This window comes from Streptomyces sp. NPDC051218, assembly GCF_044455475.1.
Taxonomy (GTDB): Bacteria; Actinomycetota; Actinomycetes; order Streptomycetales; family Streptomycetaceae; genus Streptomyces.
Genome location: NZ_JBITEU010000001.1, coordinates 688,823 through 705,801, shown reverse-complemented (window position 1 = coordinate 705,801; position 16,979 = coordinate 688,823). Strand labels below are relative to the sequence as shown.

The following is a 16,979-nucleotide window of genomic DNA, read 5'->3' as shown; positions in this document are numbered from 1 at the left end:
CATGCCCCGATACGAGTACCGCTGCCGTTCCTGTGGCGACACCTTTGAACTGAGCCGCCCGATGGCCGAGTCCGCCGCCCCCGCGGCCTGCCCCGCCGGGCACGAGGACTCGGTGAAGCTGCTGTCGACGGTGGCCGTCGGAGGCTCAACCTCGGCGCCCGCCGCGGCCCCGCGAGGCGGGGGTGGTGGCGGAGGCGGTTGCTGCGGCGGGGGCTGCTGCGGCTAGCGGACCGGCGGGTCGGTCGGCTTTGGAAGGTGCCCAGCGGACCCGCGGGCTAGACGGCTCTGTAAGGCGTCCTGCGGGTGACGGCCCCGTCAGCTCTGTAAAGGGCCCAGCGGACTGCGGTCCGGTTGTCTCTGGACAGGGGCCCGCGGGCCGGGCGGCCCTCTGGAGGGGGGCCCCGCCGGACGGCCCGCTCCAGCCCCAGCCCCGCCGAACGGCCCTCTCCAGCCGAGAGGGCTAACGCACCACCGTCCCCGGCCCCGCCCCCAGCAGCCCCAGCTCCGCCCGCGTGGGTGCCCCCTCCCAGTCCCCGTGTGATGCCACGGCGAAGGCGCCCGTGGTGACCGCGCGGTCGAGGCGGTCCGGCACGTCGTCGCCGTCGAGCAGCGCCGACAGGTACCCGGCGACGAACGCGTCCCCCGCGCCCACCGCGTCCACCGCCCGCACCGGACGCGCCGGGGCGTACAGCTCGCCCTCGGCGGTGTACGCGGTGGCCCCGTCGGCACCGAGTTTGACCACGACCTCGCGCACGCCCTGCGCGAGGAGCGCCTTGGCCAGGGCGTGGGCTTCACCGGTGGCCGTCGTCTCCCGTACGCACAGCGGCAGTTCGTCGTCCGACGCGATGAGGACATCGACGTACGGAATCCACGAACGCATCACCGCGGCGGACTCCTCGTCGCTCCACAGCCGCGAGCGGAAGTTGACGTCGAGGCAGACCGTCGTGTCGTGCTCTCGGGCCAGTTCGAGGGCGCGGCGGCAGGCGGCCAGGGCGGACGCGCCGAGGGCCGGGGTGATGCCGGTGAGATGCAGGACGCGGGGCGCGCCGGGAGACGTGAACGCGCCCTCGACCGCGGCCGCCGTGAGGCGTGAACCGGCGGAGCCCGCTCGGTAGTAGTGCACGCGGGTCACTTCGGGCAGCCGCGGTTCGAAGAGGATGAGCCCCGTGGGCGCGTCAAGGTCGCGGGTCGCGCCGGAGACGTCGACACCCTCGGCCCGCAGCGTGCGCAGCACGAGCTCGCCCGCCTCGTCGTCGCCGACGGCGCCCGCCCACCGCGTCGCGTGGCCGAGCCGCGCGAGCCCGATGGCCACGTTCGACTCGGCGCCCGCGATGGACACGTCCATCGAACCGCCCAGCTTGAGCGGCCCGCTGCCGCGCAGGGCGACCATGGTCTCGCCCAGGGTGAGGACGTCGGTGGCGCCGCGGGGAGGCGTGGTGCCGCTCATCGGCCCGCCCCCGCCGCTGCCCCGGTGGCCGCCACGAACCGCGCCGCGCGCTCGCGCAGCGCGTCCAGATCGCCGCCGTCCGCCGCGTCCCCGATCAGCGGGGAGCCGACGCCGACCGCGACCGCGCCGAGCGCCAGGTACTCCTCGGCGGCGGCCGCGTCCACGCCGCCCACCGGTACGAAGGGCAGGTCGGGGAAGGGGGCTCGCAGGGCCTTGAGATACGCGGGGCCGCCCATCGCCGAAGCGGGGAAGATCTTCAGGGTGGTGGCACCGGCGGCGCTCGCCGCGATGACGTCGGTCGGGGTCAACACCCCGGCGGCGACCGGCAGTTCACGCCGCAGCGCCTCGTCGACCCCGGCTCCGAGTCCGGGCGTCACGATGAGATTCGCCCCCGCGTCCGCGGCGCGGCGCGCGTCCTCCGCGGTGAGGACCGTGCCCGCGCCCAGCCAGGCCTCGCCGCCCAGCTCGGCGCGTGCCCGACGCAGGACGCCCAGGGCGTCGGCGCCGCTGAGGGAGACCTCGACGAGCGGCACACCGGACTCGACGAGCGTCATGACCGTCCGGAAGGAGGCCTCCGCGTCGGTGCCGCGCACGATGGCGAGCAGACGCCGGGTCCGCAGGGCTGAACTGAAGGCAGTGGTGAGGTCCGACATGCCCCAAGGCTCGCACAGGGGATTCAGCGTGCCTGCTCAGGGCTGGGTGTCGGTGCCCGGCACCTTGGACCTGGGCTCGACGCGGCGGCCTCCACGCCCGCGCCCGGCGTGCCGCACCTGCTCGGGGTGGCGTGCACGCCAGTACGGGTTGTCGTGCGGCAGGGCCGAGCCGACCCGCCCGTACATCCCGAAGATCATCAGGAGGACGCCCACCACGAAGCTGAACAGCACGTTCTGGATGCGGAAGGCGAGAAAGTTGAAACCGGTGTCGAGGAGGGCGAGATTGACGAAGCCGCTCAGGATGAAGGCGCAGCCGAGGACCATGTTGAGCGTCGACGCGAAGTTCCCGCCGATCACCATGCCGGCGAACAGGAGCAGGCCGACGCAGATCGACAGGACGCTGAGCGCGCCGTTGGTGTTCAGACCGGCGACGGTGTCGCCCCCGGTGTCGAAGAAGCCGACCTTGTCGATCAGGCCGAGGATGCCGAACGCGAGCAGGACGAGCCCCATCAGACCCGCGCCGACGCGGTAGACCGTGCTGAGGCGGTGGTCGACGGGCAGGTGTTCGTTCAGCGTGACGCGCCGCCTGGGCCGCTTCGCCCCTGGGTGGAGTACGTGCGTGGCCATGTCCGCCTCCTGACGTCGGCGTACGTATCTCCAATATCCGCCCGCGGGGCACCAACCGCCAGCAGAGGTGCCGGGGCGTGCCGCCCCTAGGCCCCGTGCCCCCGCTCCTCCCGGATCTGCGTGACCACGCGCGCCACCGCCTGCCGCACGGCCTCGGTCTCGGTCAGGAAGTGCCAGTAGTCCGGGTGGCGCCCCTCCAGGGAGGCCACCGCGCGGTCCAGGCGGGCCACGGACTCGTCGAGGGGGCGGGCGTGGCGCTGCTCCGGGGTCTGGCGCCCCGCCATGGCGAGGCGCTGGGCGTCACGGATGGCGAAGCGGGTGCGCTCGATCTCGTGCTGGGGGTCCTTCGCCACCGCGTTCAGCCGCTGCAGCCGGTCGCCGGCGGCCGAGACCGCCTCGTCCGTCGCGTTCAGCAGGGCGCGGACCGTCGAGAGCAGCGATGTGGCGTCGGGCCAGCGCTGCTCCTCGCGCGCCTGCCGGGCCTCCTTCAGCTTGACCTCGGCCTGGCGTACGTTCTCCGTGGCCTGGTCCGGCACGCGCTGCAGGTCCTGCCAGCAGGCGGCGGTGAAGCGCCTGCGCAGCTCGCTGAGGACCGGGTCGACCTGGCCGCTGCGGGTGGTGAGCGCCTGCGCGCGCGTACGCAGCGAGACGAGGCGGCGGTCTATCTCCGCGGCCCGCTCGGGCAGCCGGTCGGCCTCGGTCCTGACGGCTTCGGCATCCCGCAGCACGCGGTCGGCGCGCTGCAGCGTCTCCGGCACGCCGTGCTGCCCGGCGCCTTGATTGAGCTTGGTCAGCTCGGGCCCGAGGGCGGCGAGGCGGGCGGCCAGATCATCGGCCTTGAGCCCCGCGCCCCGTACGGCATCGAGGGCGTTGCTGGCGGCGAGGAGGGTCTGCCGGGCCCGCTCGACGGCGGGGGCGAGCCGGGCGAGCTGCGTCTCCGCCTTGTCGAGCAGCGGGCCGAGCCCCTGCTGGAAGCGGTCCAGGTCCTGCTTGGCCTTGTCCAGCTCCCCCTTGGCCTCGGTGAGCTCGGTCCTCGCGCGGGCGGCGACGGAGGCTTCGAGATCATCACGGTCGAGGTCGTGCGCGTCCACCGCGCTGATGTACTGGTGGCTGGCCTCGTCGATCCGCCGCCCGATGGCCTCGAAGTCGGAGACGGCACGCTGCGCGGCGGGCGTGGAGTCCACGGCGATGATCGTCTCGATGGAGATCCGCAGATCCCGCTGGGCGGTGTCCAGCTCGTAGAAGGCGGCGGCCGCCGCGTCCTTGGCGGCCTGGGCATCGGCCCGCACGCTCTCCCCGCGCCCGCCGAACCACCGCCGGGTGCCGCCGCCGGCGAAGGCGGCGGGCAGGGCGAGGGCGATGAGGGGGAGAGGCAGGAGGGCGAGCGTCAGGGCGTCGCGGAGGGGGCGGAGCGGGCCGCGGCGATCTCGCAGGCCGTGCGGTCGGGAACGCGGCCGCACGCTCCCGCAGCGTCGTACATCCCTGTCCGGCACTGCTGACGCACTCGATCTGCTCGGCGTGTCCGGTGTGTACGGCTGCGAAGGTGTCGCCGTCACTATCCCTCTCCCGTGCTGTCATCCGCCTTGCCCGGTGTCACATTCTCCCACCGGTTAATGACGAACACACGGGCCGGTTAGTTCGCGCTGCGCACCGCGACTTTGCCGTCTTCGCTGCGGGCGGACACGAGGTGCGGACTACCACCGCCACGGGGAGCGGAAACATCCGAGCGGTCCCTCGTGAGCCCACCCTCATACGGGTTTGCGACCCGGGGCCACCGGCAAGGTAGGCTGTCGAAACATTCCGGGCGCGTAGCTCAGCGGTAGAGCGCTGCCCTTACAAGGCAGATGTCGGCGGTTCGAAACCGTCCGCGCCCACCCGGACGAAGACCCCCAGTCGATCATGGCTGGGGGTCTTCGACGTAGCTGTCCTTCTCCCGGGCGCTGTCCTTCACCTGCGCCCGCAGGTCGTCGATCTCCTGTTGCAGCGACTTCAGTTGCGCGTAGGTGTCGAAGAGATAGCGGACCTTGGTGCGCAGCGTCAGTGGGTCGATGGGCTTGAGGGCTACGTCGGCGACGCCGAGCAGGAAGGCCGCGGCGGCGATCTCGCGGCTGACGTCGAAGCCGGTCAGCAGGATGATGGGTATGGCGCGTGTCTGGTCGAGACGGCGTACGTAGCGCACGACGTCGAGGCCGCTCACGCCCGGCATGCGCACATCGAGCAGGATGAGCCCGACGTCCCCGCGCAGGACCACTCTGAGGGCGTCGTCGCCGTTGGTCGCGCTCACCAGCGGGTAGCCGAGAGGGGCCAGCGCGCTCTCCAGCGCGAACAGGGTGTCCTTGTGGTCGTCGACTACGAGGATCACGGATGTGGTCGGCATGGATCTGAGCCCCCTTTCTCAGTAACTACGGTAAGCCGAAGTCGAGTTGGAGAATCCGTTCGTCACCCCTGGTTGCTGCCCGGGTTGCCGCCCTGGCTCATGACCACGGCACCGGAGGTAGCAGTAGCACCGTCCGCTACAGAGAAGAAGCCCCGCACCTGATCGGGTGCGGGGCCGGTGTGCCGGGGGCTCGGGTGGTGTTCCGTGTGATCACGTGAAAGCCTCACCGCGCTCTTGAAGGCGTCACCGCGCGCTACGGCTACTCCCGCGCCTTTGCGTAGTCCTGCGCCATGCCTCCCGCGAAGTCGTACAGCAGGACCTGTTCGTCGCCGACGACCCACGCGTCGTGGCCGGGCGGGCATACGAAGACATCGCCCGGTCCGACTTCGGCCTCGCCCCCGTCGTCCATCAGGAGGTGCATCCGCCCCGCGACGACGTAGGCGTTGTGGTGGATCTGGCAGGTTTCGGTGCCCGCGAGCGGGGCCACGGACTCGGACCAGCGCCAGCCGGGCTCGAAGGTGCCCACGGCGAAGTCCAGCCCTGTGAGATGGACGGCTTCGAGGTGGCCGCGTGGGAAATCGCGACGCTCGTCCGGCTTTTCGACCGCCTTGACCTCGATCATGACAACTTCCTCCGTTCGGGCTCGTGCCCGCGATCTCGGAGTCAGTTGTCGCCGCCGCGGGGTCCACGGCCGACGTCATCACCAGCCGACCCCTTCACTCCATCGTCTGCCTGTCAAGCGGGGGCCGCCACCTGGGGGAATCCCGGCCGGTACGCGGCCCGGCCCGCGGACCGCGGCAGTGAAATCGATCGGGTGGTCGTCCAGAACTTCGGGGATCTCGGGTGAGTTGGAGGCAGTGGCAAGGCCTGTGCGAGTGTCCTGTGCGGATGCTTCGGGCGGGCGACCGTCGTGCTGCCGTTGGGCCCTGCCGGAAGGGATACACCTCGTGAAGATCTCCAAGGCCGCTGCTGGTGTCGCCAGCGTCGTCGGTGTCGCCGGTGTCGGGCTCGCGTTGGGGGCCGTCGCTCCCGCTATCGCCGCGCCCCAACCCCAGCCGCAGGCTCAGGCGTCCGCCGACGGCGTGACTCGGATCCTCGACTCCGCCACCCGAACCACGCAGGACGTGCAGGACCTCCTCGGCGAGGCCGCCGTGGACCCCACCACCGGAGAGCTCACCGCGAACAACCCCGGAGCCGTCACGACCAAGGCCGGCGACGCGGCGCTCGGAGCGGTCTCGATGCTCGGCGGGCTGCCCGCCGGGGCGCCGGTCGGCTGAGGCCGACCCGTCGAAGTGGCCGTACGGGAACTGCCGTTGGTACGGCACGGAGGGGCTTCGCTGAGTCGGACGGCCGCCCGGCGGTGACCGTCCGGCTCAGCGGCCCGAACCCGGGTGGGTCCGGCGGTACCTGCGGTCCCAGCGCTCCTGGCGTTCCTTGCGGATGCGGTAGTCGCGGTAGGTCTTGGGATAGCCCCCGCCTCCGCCACCGCCCCCACCGCCGGCAGCGCCTCCGCCGCCCCCGCCGCCCCCTGCGGCACCCGACGCTCCGCCCGCGCCGCTTCCGCTGCCGCTGCTCTTGCCGGAGCCCCCGCGGTCGTACTGCTGGACCATGTAGAAGACGAGCGCCGCAGCGGCCAGCCACAGAACTGGCTGGCCGAAACCGAGGCCGACCAGGGCGAGGAGCAGGACGACCAGCAGCACATTCATGGCGGCACCTCCTTGGCGTAGCAGGAGTCAACGCCCGCTGTCACCCGGTGTCAATGGATTTCTCGTGGATGTGTTTCAGCCGTGCACGAGCCGCCACCGCGTCGGGTCCCGCCACCTGATCCCAGAAGCGGTGACACGTGACGAACACCGCCAACTCCCGCTCCCGCGCGCGGAGTTTCTCGACCTCCTCCTGTTCGTCCGGGGTCCAGCCGGGGGAGGCGGGGCGCTCCACCTTCCGCCAGCCGTGGTCGTCGCTGAAGCCGTCGAGGGGCGTGACCGACCAGGGGAGCCGCTTCAGCAGGCCCAGGAGTTCGGCCCGGACCTGGTGCAGTTCCTCCTGACCCGCGAGGAGGTCGTCAGGGAAGTCGTATGCAGGGGTTGCAGGCACCCCGTAATGCTACTCCTGTTCGAATTTCGAGTGCGAGAGCCGCCACGCGTGAGGTGGGGTGAACTTCGGGACGGGGGCGGGAGACGGGGGACGGGGGACGGGGCCGGAGGGTGCCTGCGCTCTCCTCCCGCGGACGACTTCACGTCCGCGCTCCACTCGCGGCAAGCTGTAAGCATGTGCCGCAGCATCAAGACGCTCCGTCCGCCCGCCATCCCCGACGACGCCACCGAGGAGGAGATCCGGGCCGCCGCGCTTCAGTACGTGCGCAAGGTCTCGGGGTTCCGTGCCCCGGCCGCGCACAACCGCGAGGTCTTCGACCGAGCCGTGGACGCGGTCGCCGAGGCCACCGCGGAGCTGCTCGCCGGGATCGAGGTCCGCGGGGCCAAGCCGCGGGCCGCCGACCAGGCGCCCGAGGAAGCCCCGGCGGCCTAGTTCGCCGCCGCAGCCCCAGCAGCCCCAGTAGCAGCCGCCGCCCCAGCCGCCGCAGTCGCCGTCCGCGGTCGGCGGACCAGGAACGCCGCCCCCGCGCCCGCCGCGAACAGCGCGAGCAGCGAGACGCCGGTGGCCAGCCACGTCGCGCCGAGCCACTGCCCGCCGAAGTAACCGAGCGCGACGCTGTACCCGGCCCAGGCCACGCCCGCCAGGGCCGACCAGGGCAGGAACTCGCGCACCTTGCGGTGTGCCGCGCCCGCCGCGAGCGAGACGATCGAGCGGCCCGCAGGGGCGAAGCGCGCGAGGACGACCAGGGCGCCGCCGCCCCGGGAGAGCGCGGTGCCGAGTCGTTCCTGCGCGGTGGTGAGGCGGCGTGAGCGGGCGATGGCGCGGTCCAGGCGCTCGCCGCCGCGCCAGGCGAGGCGGTAGACGGCCAGGTCGCCGAGTACCGAGGCGGTGGCCGCGCAGAGCAGCAGGATCAGGATGTCGGGCACCGCGTGCGGCACGCTCCCCGCGCCCGCACCCGCGGTCGCCGTACTCGCCGTGCCGGCCGCGGCCGCCGCGGTGGCCGCCGTGATGACGAGGACGCCGCTCGGCAGCACGGGCAGGACGATGTCGAAAAGCACCGAAAGCGCGACCACCGCGTAGATCCATGGGCTGCTGGTCAGTGAGCCCAGAGTCTCAAGCACCGGAATTCCCCGTAACTCCCCGGTCGACGACGTGACTGCCGCGACGTCGCGGGGGAGCGGCAGGGGCGGCCTGGTGACAGCTGTACAGCGTACGCCGCGCTCTCCGCCGGAGATCCACGGGGGGCTCATATGTTCGCTACGTCACGTTCACCCGGCTGCCGCCTTCGATGGGGCATCCGGCGCCGAAGTCCCGTACCAACAGAGTCACCAACAGGAAGGAGCGGGGCGATGGTGGCAGGAATGCTCGCCGGGGCCGTGGCAACAGCGGTGCTCGCAGCGGGCGGTGGCGCGGTCGGTGGGGGAGCGGTCGACGGAGGCGCGGTCAGCGGTGGCGCAGGTGGTGACGGTGGCGCCGTCAGCGGAGCCGCGCCGTTCTACGAGATGCGGGTCGGCGGGCGGTTCGCGCCGCCCAAGGCCTCGATGTACTCGTGGGCGGTCACGTACGACACGAAGCTCGTCCCCGCCGGGTCCCAGATCGAGATCGAACAGCGGGGCAAGCCGCGTGACATGGAGGTCACGCTCCGGGTGAAGGGCATGAAACCCGGTTACGCGTACGGCGCGCACGTGCACCAGAAGCCGTGCGGCACCGACCCCGACGCGGCGGGTGGGCACTACCAGCACCGTCAGGACCCGGTCCAGCCCTCCGAGGACCCGGCCTACGTCAATCCGGAGAACGAGGTCTGGCTGGACTTCACCGCGGGCGCGGACGGCTCGGGCGCGGCGACCTCCCGCCACGACTGGGAGTTCCGTGCGGGTGAGGCCAGGTCCGTCGTGCTGCACCGGGAGCAGGGCGGGGCGGGGGAACGGCTGGCGTGCTTCACGGTGCCGTTCCTTCCCACCCACTGAGTCCCCTCCGCCGGCATGTGACGGCGCCCCCACCCTCGTAATGTCACGAGGGTGGGGGCGCCGTCACATGCCGACTGACTGCGCGTGTTCGTCAGGCTGCCACCGGCGTCCGCTCCGACGCCGCCTCGGTCTCGCTCTCGCCGCGCGAGGCGAAGAGCCGGTCGAGGCCGAGCGCGCCCGAGCCGGTGAAGACGAGCAGGAGCATGGCCCAGCAGAAGATCGCGGAGGCCTCTCCGCCGTTCTGCATCGGCCACAGGGCCTCCGGCTGGTGCACCTTGAAGTAGGCGTACGCCATCGAGCCGGACGAGATGAACGCGGCGGCGCGGGTGCCGAGGCCGAGGGCGACCAGGCCGCCGCCGACCAGCTGGATGACGGCCGCGTACCAGCCCGGCCAGGTGCCGGCGTCGACCGTGCCGCCGCCCATCGCGCCACCGAGCACTCCGAAGAGCGAGGCGGCGCCGTGGCAGGCGAAGAGCAGGCCGATGACTATGCGGAAAAGCCCGAGGGCGTAGGGCTGGGCGCTGTTGAGACGTCCAGTCATGGTGGGGGACTCCTTCGGTCTTTGGGGACGGTAACCGAGCGGAGGCCCAAGGTTAGGTGAACCTAATCTATGCTTGCAAGTTCAACATCTGGCCATTCCGGCGATTCCGCTTGCCGCGCGGAGGGGACCGCTCCCCTCGGGGAAGGGATCTCCGTCGCCCCCGCGGCTTCCGCCGCCGTCCGCAGCGCGGCCCGCGCCATCGCGTCCGCGTCCGACAGGGTCACCGAGTCGACGCCGGGCCTGGCCCCGGCCGCCGTGACCCAGTGCACGCCCTCGGTGGGCACTCCGAACGCGAACCGCCTTGCGTGGGAACGGCCTTGACGGTCGATCAGGTGATAGGGGCGGGGTGTGACGTCGAGGCCTCCGGTTTCGTGTCCGTCGACCACGTGGGCGCGGCACTGGCCCGTCTCCCAGAGCCATCCGAGCAACTCGTCCGCGGTGCGCCGCACGTCCGGCTCGGGGAGCCGGGCCTCGATGACTGTGGTCACCGCCACATCCGAACCCGGTACGTCGGGGGAGCGGGCGAGAAACGTTCCGCCCGCCGCGGGCCGCACGTCGAGACGCGGGCCCAGCACCTCCACGACGCCCGCTTCGATCAGTGCGGTCATCTCCTCGATGCGGCGCCGGGGAGGGCCGATCGACAGGAAGGCGTTGAGCGGGGTGTACCAGCGGTCCAGGTGCTCGCGGCGTGAGGTCCCCGACAGGCCGCCGTGGTCGAGGATCAGGCGGAGTTCGTTGCGCAGGTCGCGCAGGACGTCGAGGGCGGACTTCAGCGGGCTCGTGACATTGCCGAGCGCGGCCTGCGCGACGTCCTCGCGCAGATACGCGAGCAGCCAGGCGCGGAAGTCGTCCGGGGAGCCGAAGGTGTGGCCCGCGTGCGGCTGCGCGAGGCGGTCCCAGGACCAGCGTGCGGCCTCGGGCACTCCGAACTCATCCAGTACGAGGGCCTCTTGAGGGCTGTGGTGCGGTACGGCGAGGAAGGCGTCCCGGAAGTCCGTCACCCGCTCCCGCTCGCGGGGCTGGACGAGGGCCGCGTAGTAGACCGTCTCCACCTCCTTGGCGACCAGCGGCCATATCTCGTCCAGGAAGTCCGGGGCGTCGCCGCTGTCCGCGCGCTTGCGGAAGCGGGCTATGACATCGGACGTGAGGACGAGCGGCTCGTGCCGTCCGTAGGGGCCCTTCTCGTTGTCGCCGCGTGCTTGGTACGGGATGCCGCGCCGCGAGCCCGCGTACAGCTTCGGCTCGTGCCCCGAGGGGTGGTAGCGCAGGCCGCCCCCCGGCGCCGGGGTGAAGCGTCCGCCGCGGCCCTGCGTCAGGAGCGCCATGTGGTCGAAGAAGTTCAGGCCCAGCCCGCGCAGGAGTACGCGCTCGCCGGGGGCGATGGCCGAGAGGTCCACGTCGGCGGGGTTGGCGGGCGGGATGTGTCGCAGGCCGTGCCGTGCCGCGTGCGCGGCGAGGTGCTCCTGCCCTTCGTCGCTGACTGTGGGGAGGTGGCCCTGAGCGAGGATGACGGCGTCGAGTCCGGAGAGCTCGCGGCCGCTGTCGAGCATGAGCGACTGGGCGCCGTCGGCAGGCCCTTCGAGGCGTACGGCGCGCGCCGCGTGCGCCTCGACCCGGACGGTTCCGGGGGCGCGGCGCAGGGTCTCGGCGAAGACCCACTCCAGGTAGCGGCCGTAGCAGGCGCGGGTCGGGTAGTCGTCGGGGCCGAGCGCCGGCGCGTGCCCGGCGGCGGCCCAGGCATACAGGCTCGGGCCCGGCCGTATCGGTCCGGCGCAGTCCACGCTCTCGTCGGTGAAGAGGGTCACCTGTGAGGCGACCGTGTTCATGAGCAGCTCGGCCGGCTGGGCGGTCCGCCAGACCCGGCCCGGCCCCGGGGGCGAGGGATCGACGACGTGGACCGTCAGCCGTGCCCCCGGCGGCAGGAGTTCGGCCGCCGAGGCGCAGAGGCGCTCCAGGACACTCGTGCCGCGGGGCCCCGCGCCGACGACGGCGACTGCAACGTCATGTTCCGGTGCGGCCGCTGCGGATGGTGCGAACAAGAGCGTGACTCCCGGGCATAGCAGGGGGTGGTGGGGGGCGTGGGGTGGTGGGGGTGTGGGGTGAGTGGGGGTGTGGGGTGATGGAAGCGGACGGTCCGCCTCATCATGCCGCCGGAACACGCGAAGTCGAACCCCGTGACGGAGGTTCGCCGGAGGGGTGTGGCCTGAGTCACGTGCTGCCTGGGGGCGCTGGTCGCCTTTGCGAGGCTATGGGAACTAAGGAGTGTGAGAGGGATTCACGAACTTCTGGGGTCTACGGGAACTACATGAGGTACGGGGGTTTTTGAGGCTTAGGGGGGGGCGGTCGCGGAAGCCCGACGGCCCGCGAACTCCGCTAACCCCCGAAGCTCACGAACCCCCGAAGCTCACGAACACCCGAAGTTCACGTACCTCCGAACCTCACGAAAGCCGTGACCTCTGCGTCGTCTCCAAGCGGGTGCCAACGCCCTTGACCACCTGCGCCTGGTCCAGTTGTACGTCCGCCGCACGACCCCTCAGGGTCAGCGTCATGAGTTGGTTGCCGAACCACGGGCCGCCCGTTTTGCGCCAGTTGATGGCTGCCCGCGCCATCCGGCCGTGGCGGACGAAGCGGCGGCCCAGGGCGCGGCCCACCCTGCTCCAGCCGAAGCGGAAGCCCAGCTTTATCGACGCGGGGATGGAGTTGTGGACGGGGGAGCACGTCAGTTGCAGGACGCGGGCCTCGGGGCCGCCGCCCGCCGGCCAGGTCGGTTCCGCGATGTACGCGTGATGGACGTCGCCGGAGAGCACGCACACCGTCGCCGGGGAGCCCACCCCCGTGCCCGCCTCGGCGATCAGCGAGGTCAGCGCGTCGAAGGACGAGGGGAACGCCGCCCAGTGCTCCAGATCCGAACGCCTGCGGAGGTTCTCGCCGAAGCGGGCCCAGCGCGCCCCTCGCTCGCCACGGCACAGCGCGGCGTTCCAGCCCTCGGCGTCATGGATGAGGTGCGGCAGCAGCCAGGGCAGCGACGTCCCGATCAGAAGGTGGTCGTAGCCGACCGCCCTGCCCGAGCCGTCGGCAGCCCTACCCGAGCCGTCTTCCGCCCTGCCCGCGTCGTCCGCCGCGCCACCCGCGCCGCCCACCCCGTCGAGAGCCTGCTCGCGCAGCCAGCGGGCCTCGTCCGGGTCGATCATGGCGCGGTTCTGTTCGTCCAGGACGCGCGCCGCCCTGGTATCGATCATGAGCAGACGTACGCGGCCGAAGTCCCGGCGGTAGCTCCACCGGGTCGCCCCGGGGTCGGCGTCCGAGGCCGCGGCGAACGCGCGCAGTGCGTCCGTACCGTCGGGCGTCGAGCGCAGCGTGGCGTACAGCTCGTCGCGCTCCAGCTCGGCGGGCGGCAGATTGCCGATGTGCTGGTAGACCCAGTACGACATCAGGCCGCTCAGCACCCGCTCGCGCCACCACGGCGTCGCCCGCATCTCGGCGAGCCAGGCCGCGCTGGTGTTCCAGTCGTCTATGACGTCGTGATCGTCGAAGATCATGCAGCTGGGCACGGTGGACAGCAGCCACCGCACCTCGGGGTCGAGCCACGATTCGTAGTAGAGGTGGGTGTACTCCTCGTAGTCCGCGACCTGGTCGCCCGGCGGGTCGTTCAGATTCCGGCGGGCCGCGAGCCAGCGCCGCGTCGCCTCGGACGTGTTGTCCGCGTACACCTGGTCGCCCAGAAGAAGCAGGACGTCCGGGCGGTCGGCAGCCGTGCCGGTGGCGATGCGCGCGGCGAGGGTGTCCAGGGCGTCGGGCCCCACGGGGTCGTGCTCGCCGCTCGGCGGAGCCGCCCAGCGGCAGGACCCGAAGGTGACGCGGAGCGCCTCGTCGTCGCCCTCGCCCGGCGTGCGGATGGTGCTCGGCGGGAAGGGCGAGTCCGGCAGCGGCCACACGGGGCCGCCGCTGTCGCCGAGCCGCACCTCGTACGCGGTCTCCGTGCCCGGACGCAGGCCGGTGACCGGGATGAGCGCGTAGTGATGGCCCGCGATCTGGAACGTGTTCGCCGTGCCCTTGGCGCCATCCGCGCACCGCACCTCGGCGGTGCAGGGCCGGTCGGCCTCGACCCAGACCGTCGCCGTCGAATCGTCGACATACCTCAGCAGTGGACCCAGGCGCAGCCGTGCCACGATGATCACTCTCCTCCGTCGCCCCGTACGGTACGGAACGACGGAGGCCGTTGGCGAGGTTCCGAGGATTCCCCCTGGTTACAGGGTGGTGACCTCACCGCTCGTGAACCGGTGACCTCAGCAGCCGCTGAGGACCGACGACAGCTTGGTCTTCTCCTCCGCGTTCACCGTCAGGCTGTAGTGGTGCTTCACGTCCACCCACATCCGGGCGTAGTAGCAGTGGTACGACGTGGTGGGCGGCATCCACTCCGCCGGGTCCTGGTCGCCCTTGCTCTGGTTCACGTTGTCGGTGACGGCGATGAGCTGGGGGCGGCTGAGATCGTTGGCGAAACCTTCCCGCTGGGCGGTGGTCCAACTGTTCGCGCCGGACTTCCAGGCCTCGGAGAGCGGGATGACGTGGTCGATGTCGACGTCGGACGCCGCGGTCCAGGTGCCGCCGTCGTACGGGGACTTCCAGGTGCCCGAGGTGGCCGCGCAGCTGGAGTCCTGCTGGACGTTCGTGCCGTCACGCTTGAGGACGACCTCGCGGGTGTCGCAGGCGCCGGACTGGGTGCTCCAGTGCGGGAACTTGTCGCGGCTGTAGCCGTCGGAGGAGCCCTCGGCCTTCTCCGTGAGCTGGCCCAGGTAGGTGCGGGCGGTGGCGGCGGAGACCGGTGCCGGGGGAGCGGCCTGGGCCGGGGCGCCGGTGAGGAGGGACGCCGCGGAGGCGAGTGCGGTCAGGGCGGTGAGAGTGGCGAGGCGTCGACGCGCGTAGACAGCGGACATACGAACTCCCTTGACGTGGGGGGATGTTGGCCGTTGGGGCGGCCATGCTGGCGCGGTGGGGTTTCCTGCGGATGTGCGTCAGGTGACAGGGTCGCGTCAATCGGGTGGTCAGTTCAAGAGTCCTGGCGCCGCGTCATGTCCGGCCGCCTGTCCGGGAGTTGGGTTTTCTTGATTCTTCGTGACCCGAGTCACCCGCGAGGGGGTCGAAAGGCCCTGGTCCGGGGTGTGCGGACGTCCCGTACGATGGATGGCGCAGAAGGGGAGTAGCTCTTCGCCGGACCGTCGACATACTGCTCAGCTCGCCTGAGCCGGCGCCCGGAGGCAGGCCTCGCCATCCATGGGATGGACGCGGTCGGCCAGCGAGACCTTCGGCAAGCAGTGCCCGACGTACATGACCGTGTACGTCCGTGTGCGCTGCCGTGCCGAGGTGTCGTACGTGAGGTACAGATGGCTCTCGGTGGGGCAGCCCCGACCGATTGAGGAACCTTGATCAGCATCAGCGTGATGGCGCTCGTCTTCGGCGTCGTCTTCCTTGCCGAACTCCCGGACAAGACAGCGCTGGCCGGGCTCGTCCTCGGGACGCGCTACCGCGCCTCGTACGTCTTCGTCGGGGTCGCCGCCGCCTTCGTCGTCCATGTCGTGCTCGCCGTGGCGGCGGGCAGCGTCCTGACGCTCCTGCCGCAGCAACTGCTGCACGCGCTCACCGGCGTCCTCTTCCTCGGCGGGGCGGCGATGCTGCTTCTGAAGGGCGGCGAGGACGAGGAGGAGGTCCGCGAGCCCAAGGATCAGAGCTTCTGGAAGGTCTCCGGCGCGGGCTTCATGCTGATCCTGGTCGCGGAGTTCGGTGACCTGACGCAGATCATGACCGCGAACCTCGCCGCGCGGTACGACGACCCGCTCTCCGTGGGGCTCGGCGCCGTGCTCGCGCTGTGGGCGGTGGCCGGGCTCGGCATCGTCGGCGGAAAGGCGCTGATGAAGCGGGTTCCGCTCGCGCTCATCACCAAGATCGCGGCGATGTTGATGCTGGGTCTTGGGGTGTGGAGCCTGTACGAGGCGATTGCCTGACTTTCGCCCGGCGCTCTGCCCGGAGCTCTGGCCGGAGCTCTGCCTGGATCGGGGCCCCGGAAGGGGTGTGACCTGCGGTGCTGGCGTCCGGCGAGGCCTTTTTGTATCGTGGAGAAACAAAGTGGCTCCGCCCGTGTTCCCTGACCGGCGGGCGGAGCTGCCTTGATTCTTTCGACGGTCCTTTTCTCCGCTTTCCCTGGAGTACGCCGATGACGGCCGCTACCGCCTCTGTACTGACCGCCCGAGCGCTCCTCCTGGACATGGACGGGACCCTCGTCAACTCCGACGCGGTGGTGGAGCGCTGCTGGCGGCGCTGGTCCGAACGGCACGGGCTCGACTTCGACGAGGTCATCAAGGTCGTCCACGGGCGGCAGGGCTACGCGTCGATGGCGGTGCTGCTGCCGGAGCGGCCCATGGAGGAGAACTACGCGGAGAACCGCCGGATGCTGGCCGAGGAGACCGCGGACATGGAGGGCGTCGTCCCCGTGCCGGGGGCCGAGGCTTTCCTGGCGTCCCTGGAGGGGCTCCCGCATGCCCTCGTGACGTCCGCGGATGTGCCCCTGTCGACCGGGCGCATGGCCGCGGCCGGGCTGTCGCTGCCCGCCGTGCGGGTCACCGCGGAGAGCGTGGGGGCGAGCAAGCCCGACCCCGAGGGTTTCCTCAAGGGCGCCGCGGAGCTGGGCTTCGCCCCCGCCGACTGCGTGGTCTTCGAGGACTCCGGGGCGGGAATAGCCGCGGGCCTCGCGGCAGGCATGCGAGTCGTGGGCATCGGCCCCCGCGCCGGGGAGTTCGGCCCCACCGTGCATGTCGACGACTTGACGGAGGTCAGCGTGGAGCCGGCCGAGGGCGGGGCACTGCGACTGACGTTCGGCTGATCCGGGGTTGGTTGCTGGGTGCTGGTCGCTGCTTGGGCGGGGCGAGATGCGCCCCGCCAGGGGTGCTGAGCGGCTGGGTACCTGCGGTGCGCCCCGTCAGGGGCGCGGGGAACTGCGCGATCAGCCCCCGCGCACCTGTAGACGAGTGGCGGCGGGTAGGTGTCGCGTGTTGCTCGCCGGTTTCGGTCGTTGTTCGGGCGGGGGCGAGCCCCGTTAGGGGCGCGGGGAACTGCGCGACCAGCCCATGCGCGCCTGCAGACGAGTGGCGGCGGGTTGTTCTCCGGGTTCGGTCGCTGTTTGGGTGCTGGGCATGGAGGCGGGGGCGAGCCCCGTCAGGGGCGCGAGGAACTGCGCGATCAGCCCACGCGCACCCGCGGACGAGAAGCAGTCGGGAGCAGG

At 71.7% G+C, this 16,979-nt stretch carries 19 protein-coding genes and 1 tRNA gene; 7 read left to right on the top strand and 13 right to left on the bottom strand.

Annotated features, from left to right (window positions below):
* Window position 1: 1 nt before the first annotated feature.
* The gene (locus ACIBCK_RS03270; RefSeq protein WP_399386348.1) at window positions 2-226 is read left to right on the top strand and encodes a zinc ribbon domain-containing protein; all 225 of its coding nucleotides are present in this window, start codon (window positions 2-4) and stop codon (window positions 224-226) included.
* 234 nt (window positions 227-460) lie between these two features.
* Here ACIBCK_RS03270 and ACIBCK_RS03265 read toward each other — a convergent pair whose 3' ends face one another.
* The 4 genes from ACIBCK_RS03265 to ACIBCK_RS03250 all read right to left on the bottom strand — a co-directional run bounded on the left by ACIBCK_RS03265 (window position 461) and on the right by ACIBCK_RS03250 (window position 4,283).
* Window positions 461-1,447: a sugar kinase gene (locus ACIBCK_RS03265; protein WP_399386347.1), complete on the bottom strand. Its 987-nt coding sequence runs from the start codon at window positions 1,445-1,447 to the stop codon at window positions 461-463.
* Entirely contained in the window at window positions 1,444-2,100 is a 657-nt protein-coding gene (locus ACIBCK_RS03260) for a bifunctional 4-hydroxy-2-oxoglutarate aldolase/2-dehydro-3-deoxy-phosphogluconate aldolase (protein WP_399386346.1), read from the bottom strand. Before ACIBCK_RS03260 ends, ACIBCK_RS03265 begins: the two co-directional genes overlap by 4 nt.
* A gap of 36 nt (window positions 2,101-2,136) precedes the next feature.
* Entirely contained in the window at window positions 2,137-2,727 is a 591-nt protein-coding gene (locus ACIBCK_RS03255) for a DUF4383 domain-containing protein (RefSeq protein ID WP_399386345.1), read from the bottom strand.
* A gap of 86 nt (window positions 2,728-2,813) precedes the next feature.
* Window positions 2,814-4,283 carry a hypothetical protein gene (locus ACIBCK_RS03250; RefSeq protein ID WP_399386344.1) on the bottom strand — a complete coding sequence of 490 codons (1,470 nt, stop codon included), beginning with the start codon at window positions 4,281-4,283 and terminating at the stop codon, window positions 2,814-2,816.
* Between the two features lie 246 nt (window positions 4,284-4,529).
* Between ACIBCK_RS03250 and ACIBCK_RS03245 the strand changes: the two genes are divergently transcribed.
* A tRNA-Val gene (locus tag ACIBCK_RS03245) sits at window positions 4,530-4,601 on the top strand.
* Between the two features lie 23 nt (window positions 4,602-4,624).
* Here ACIBCK_RS03245 and ACIBCK_RS03240 read toward each other — a convergent pair.
* Together ACIBCK_RS03240 and ACIBCK_RS03235 are read right to left on the bottom strand one after the other, a co-directional pair.
* A complete protein-coding gene (locus ACIBCK_RS03240; RefSeq protein WP_399386343.1) occupies window positions 4,625-5,104 on the bottom strand; it encodes a two-component system response regulator in 480 nt (159 codons plus the stop codon).
* Between the two features lie 259 nt (window positions 5,105-5,363).
* The gene (locus tag ACIBCK_RS03235; protein WP_399386342.1) at window positions 5,364-5,726 is read right to left on the bottom strand and encodes a cupin domain-containing protein; all 363 of its coding nucleotides are present in this window, start codon (window positions 5,724-5,726) and stop codon (window positions 5,364-5,366) included.
* Between the two features lie 325 nt (window positions 5,727-6,051).
* Between ACIBCK_RS03235 and ACIBCK_RS03230 the strand changes: the two genes are divergently transcribed.
* A complete protein-coding gene (locus ACIBCK_RS03230) occupies window positions 6,052-6,381 on the top strand; it encodes a hypothetical protein (protein ID WP_399386341.1) in 330 nt (109 codons plus the stop codon).
* Between the two features lie 96 nt (window positions 6,382-6,477).
* Here ACIBCK_RS03230 and ACIBCK_RS03225 read toward each other — a convergent pair whose 3' ends face one another.
* Window positions 6,478-6,810, bottom strand: coding sequence for a hypothetical protein (locus tag ACIBCK_RS03225; RefSeq protein ID WP_399386340.1), 333 nt, complete (start codon window positions 6,808-6,810; stop codon window positions 6,478-6,480).
* A 40-nt stretch (window positions 6,811-6,850) separates the two neighbouring features.
* Window positions 6,851-7,198 (bottom strand): hypothetical protein, encoded by a 348-nt coding sequence (locus ACIBCK_RS03220; RefSeq protein WP_399386339.1) that lies wholly within the window; start codon window positions 7,196-7,198, stop codon window positions 6,851-6,853.
* 174 nt (window positions 7,199-7,372) lie between these two features.
* Between ACIBCK_RS03220 and ACIBCK_RS03215 the strand changes: the two genes are divergently transcribed.
* Window positions 7,373-7,630, top strand: coding sequence for a DUF2277 domain-containing protein (locus tag ACIBCK_RS03215; RefSeq protein WP_399386338.1), 258 nt, complete (start codon window positions 7,373-7,375; stop codon window positions 7,628-7,630).
* Here ACIBCK_RS03215 and ACIBCK_RS03210 read toward each other — a convergent pair.
* Window positions 7,627-8,319, bottom strand: a complete 693-nt coding sequence (locus tag ACIBCK_RS03210) for a DedA family protein (protein ID WP_399386337.1) — start codon at window positions 8,317-8,319, stop codon at window positions 7,627-7,629. The genes ACIBCK_RS03215 and ACIBCK_RS03210 overlap by 4 nt on opposite strands.
* Before the next feature lie 228 nt (window positions 8,320-8,547).
* Between ACIBCK_RS03210 and ACIBCK_RS03205 the strand changes: the two genes are divergently transcribed.
* Window positions 8,548-9,165: a superoxide dismutase family protein gene (locus ACIBCK_RS03205; protein WP_399386336.1), complete on the top strand. Its 618-nt coding sequence runs from the start codon at window positions 8,548-8,550 to the stop codon at window positions 9,163-9,165.
* 91 nt (window positions 9,166-9,256) lie between these two features.
* Here the strand turns inward: ACIBCK_RS03205 and ACIBCK_RS03200 are convergent, their stop codons facing one another.
* From ACIBCK_RS03200 to ACIBCK_RS03185, 4 genes are all read right to left on the bottom strand, one after another.
* Window positions 9,257-9,706 (bottom strand): DoxX family protein, encoded by a 450-nt coding sequence (locus tag ACIBCK_RS03200; protein WP_399386335.1) that lies wholly within the window; start codon window positions 9,704-9,706, stop codon window positions 9,257-9,259.
* Window positions 9,707-9,768: 62 nt separating this feature from the next.
* Entirely contained in the window at window positions 9,769-11,745 is a 1,977-nt protein-coding gene (locus ACIBCK_RS03195; protein WP_399386334.1) for an FAD/NAD(P)-binding protein, read from the bottom strand.
* A 399-nt stretch (window positions 11,746-12,144) separates the two neighbouring features.
* Complete coding sequence (locus tag ACIBCK_RS03190) at window positions 12,145-13,875, bottom strand: alkaline phosphatase D family protein (protein WP_399386333.1); 1,731 nt, start codon at window positions 13,873-13,875, stop codon at window positions 12,145-12,147.
* Between the two features lie 117 nt (window positions 13,876-13,992).
* Window positions 13,993-14,640, bottom strand: coding sequence for an HNH endonuclease family protein (locus ACIBCK_RS03185; RefSeq protein ID WP_399386332.1), 648 nt, complete (start codon window positions 14,638-14,640; stop codon window positions 13,993-13,995).
* Window positions 14,641-15,126: 486 nt separating this feature from the next.
* Between ACIBCK_RS03185 and ACIBCK_RS03180 the strand changes: the two genes are divergently transcribed.
* Window positions 15,127-15,705, top strand: a complete 579-nt coding sequence (locus tag ACIBCK_RS03180; RefSeq protein WP_367041483.1) for a TMEM165/GDT1 family protein — start codon at window positions 15,127-15,129, stop codon at window positions 15,703-15,705.
* A 209-nt stretch (window positions 15,706-15,914) separates the two neighbouring features.
* Window positions 15,915-16,580 (top strand): HAD-IA family hydrolase, encoded by a 666-nt coding sequence (locus ACIBCK_RS03175; protein ID WP_399386331.1) that lies wholly within the window; start codon window positions 15,915-15,917, stop codon window positions 16,578-16,580.
* The last annotated feature ends 399 nt before the right edge of the window (window positions 16,581-16,979 follow it).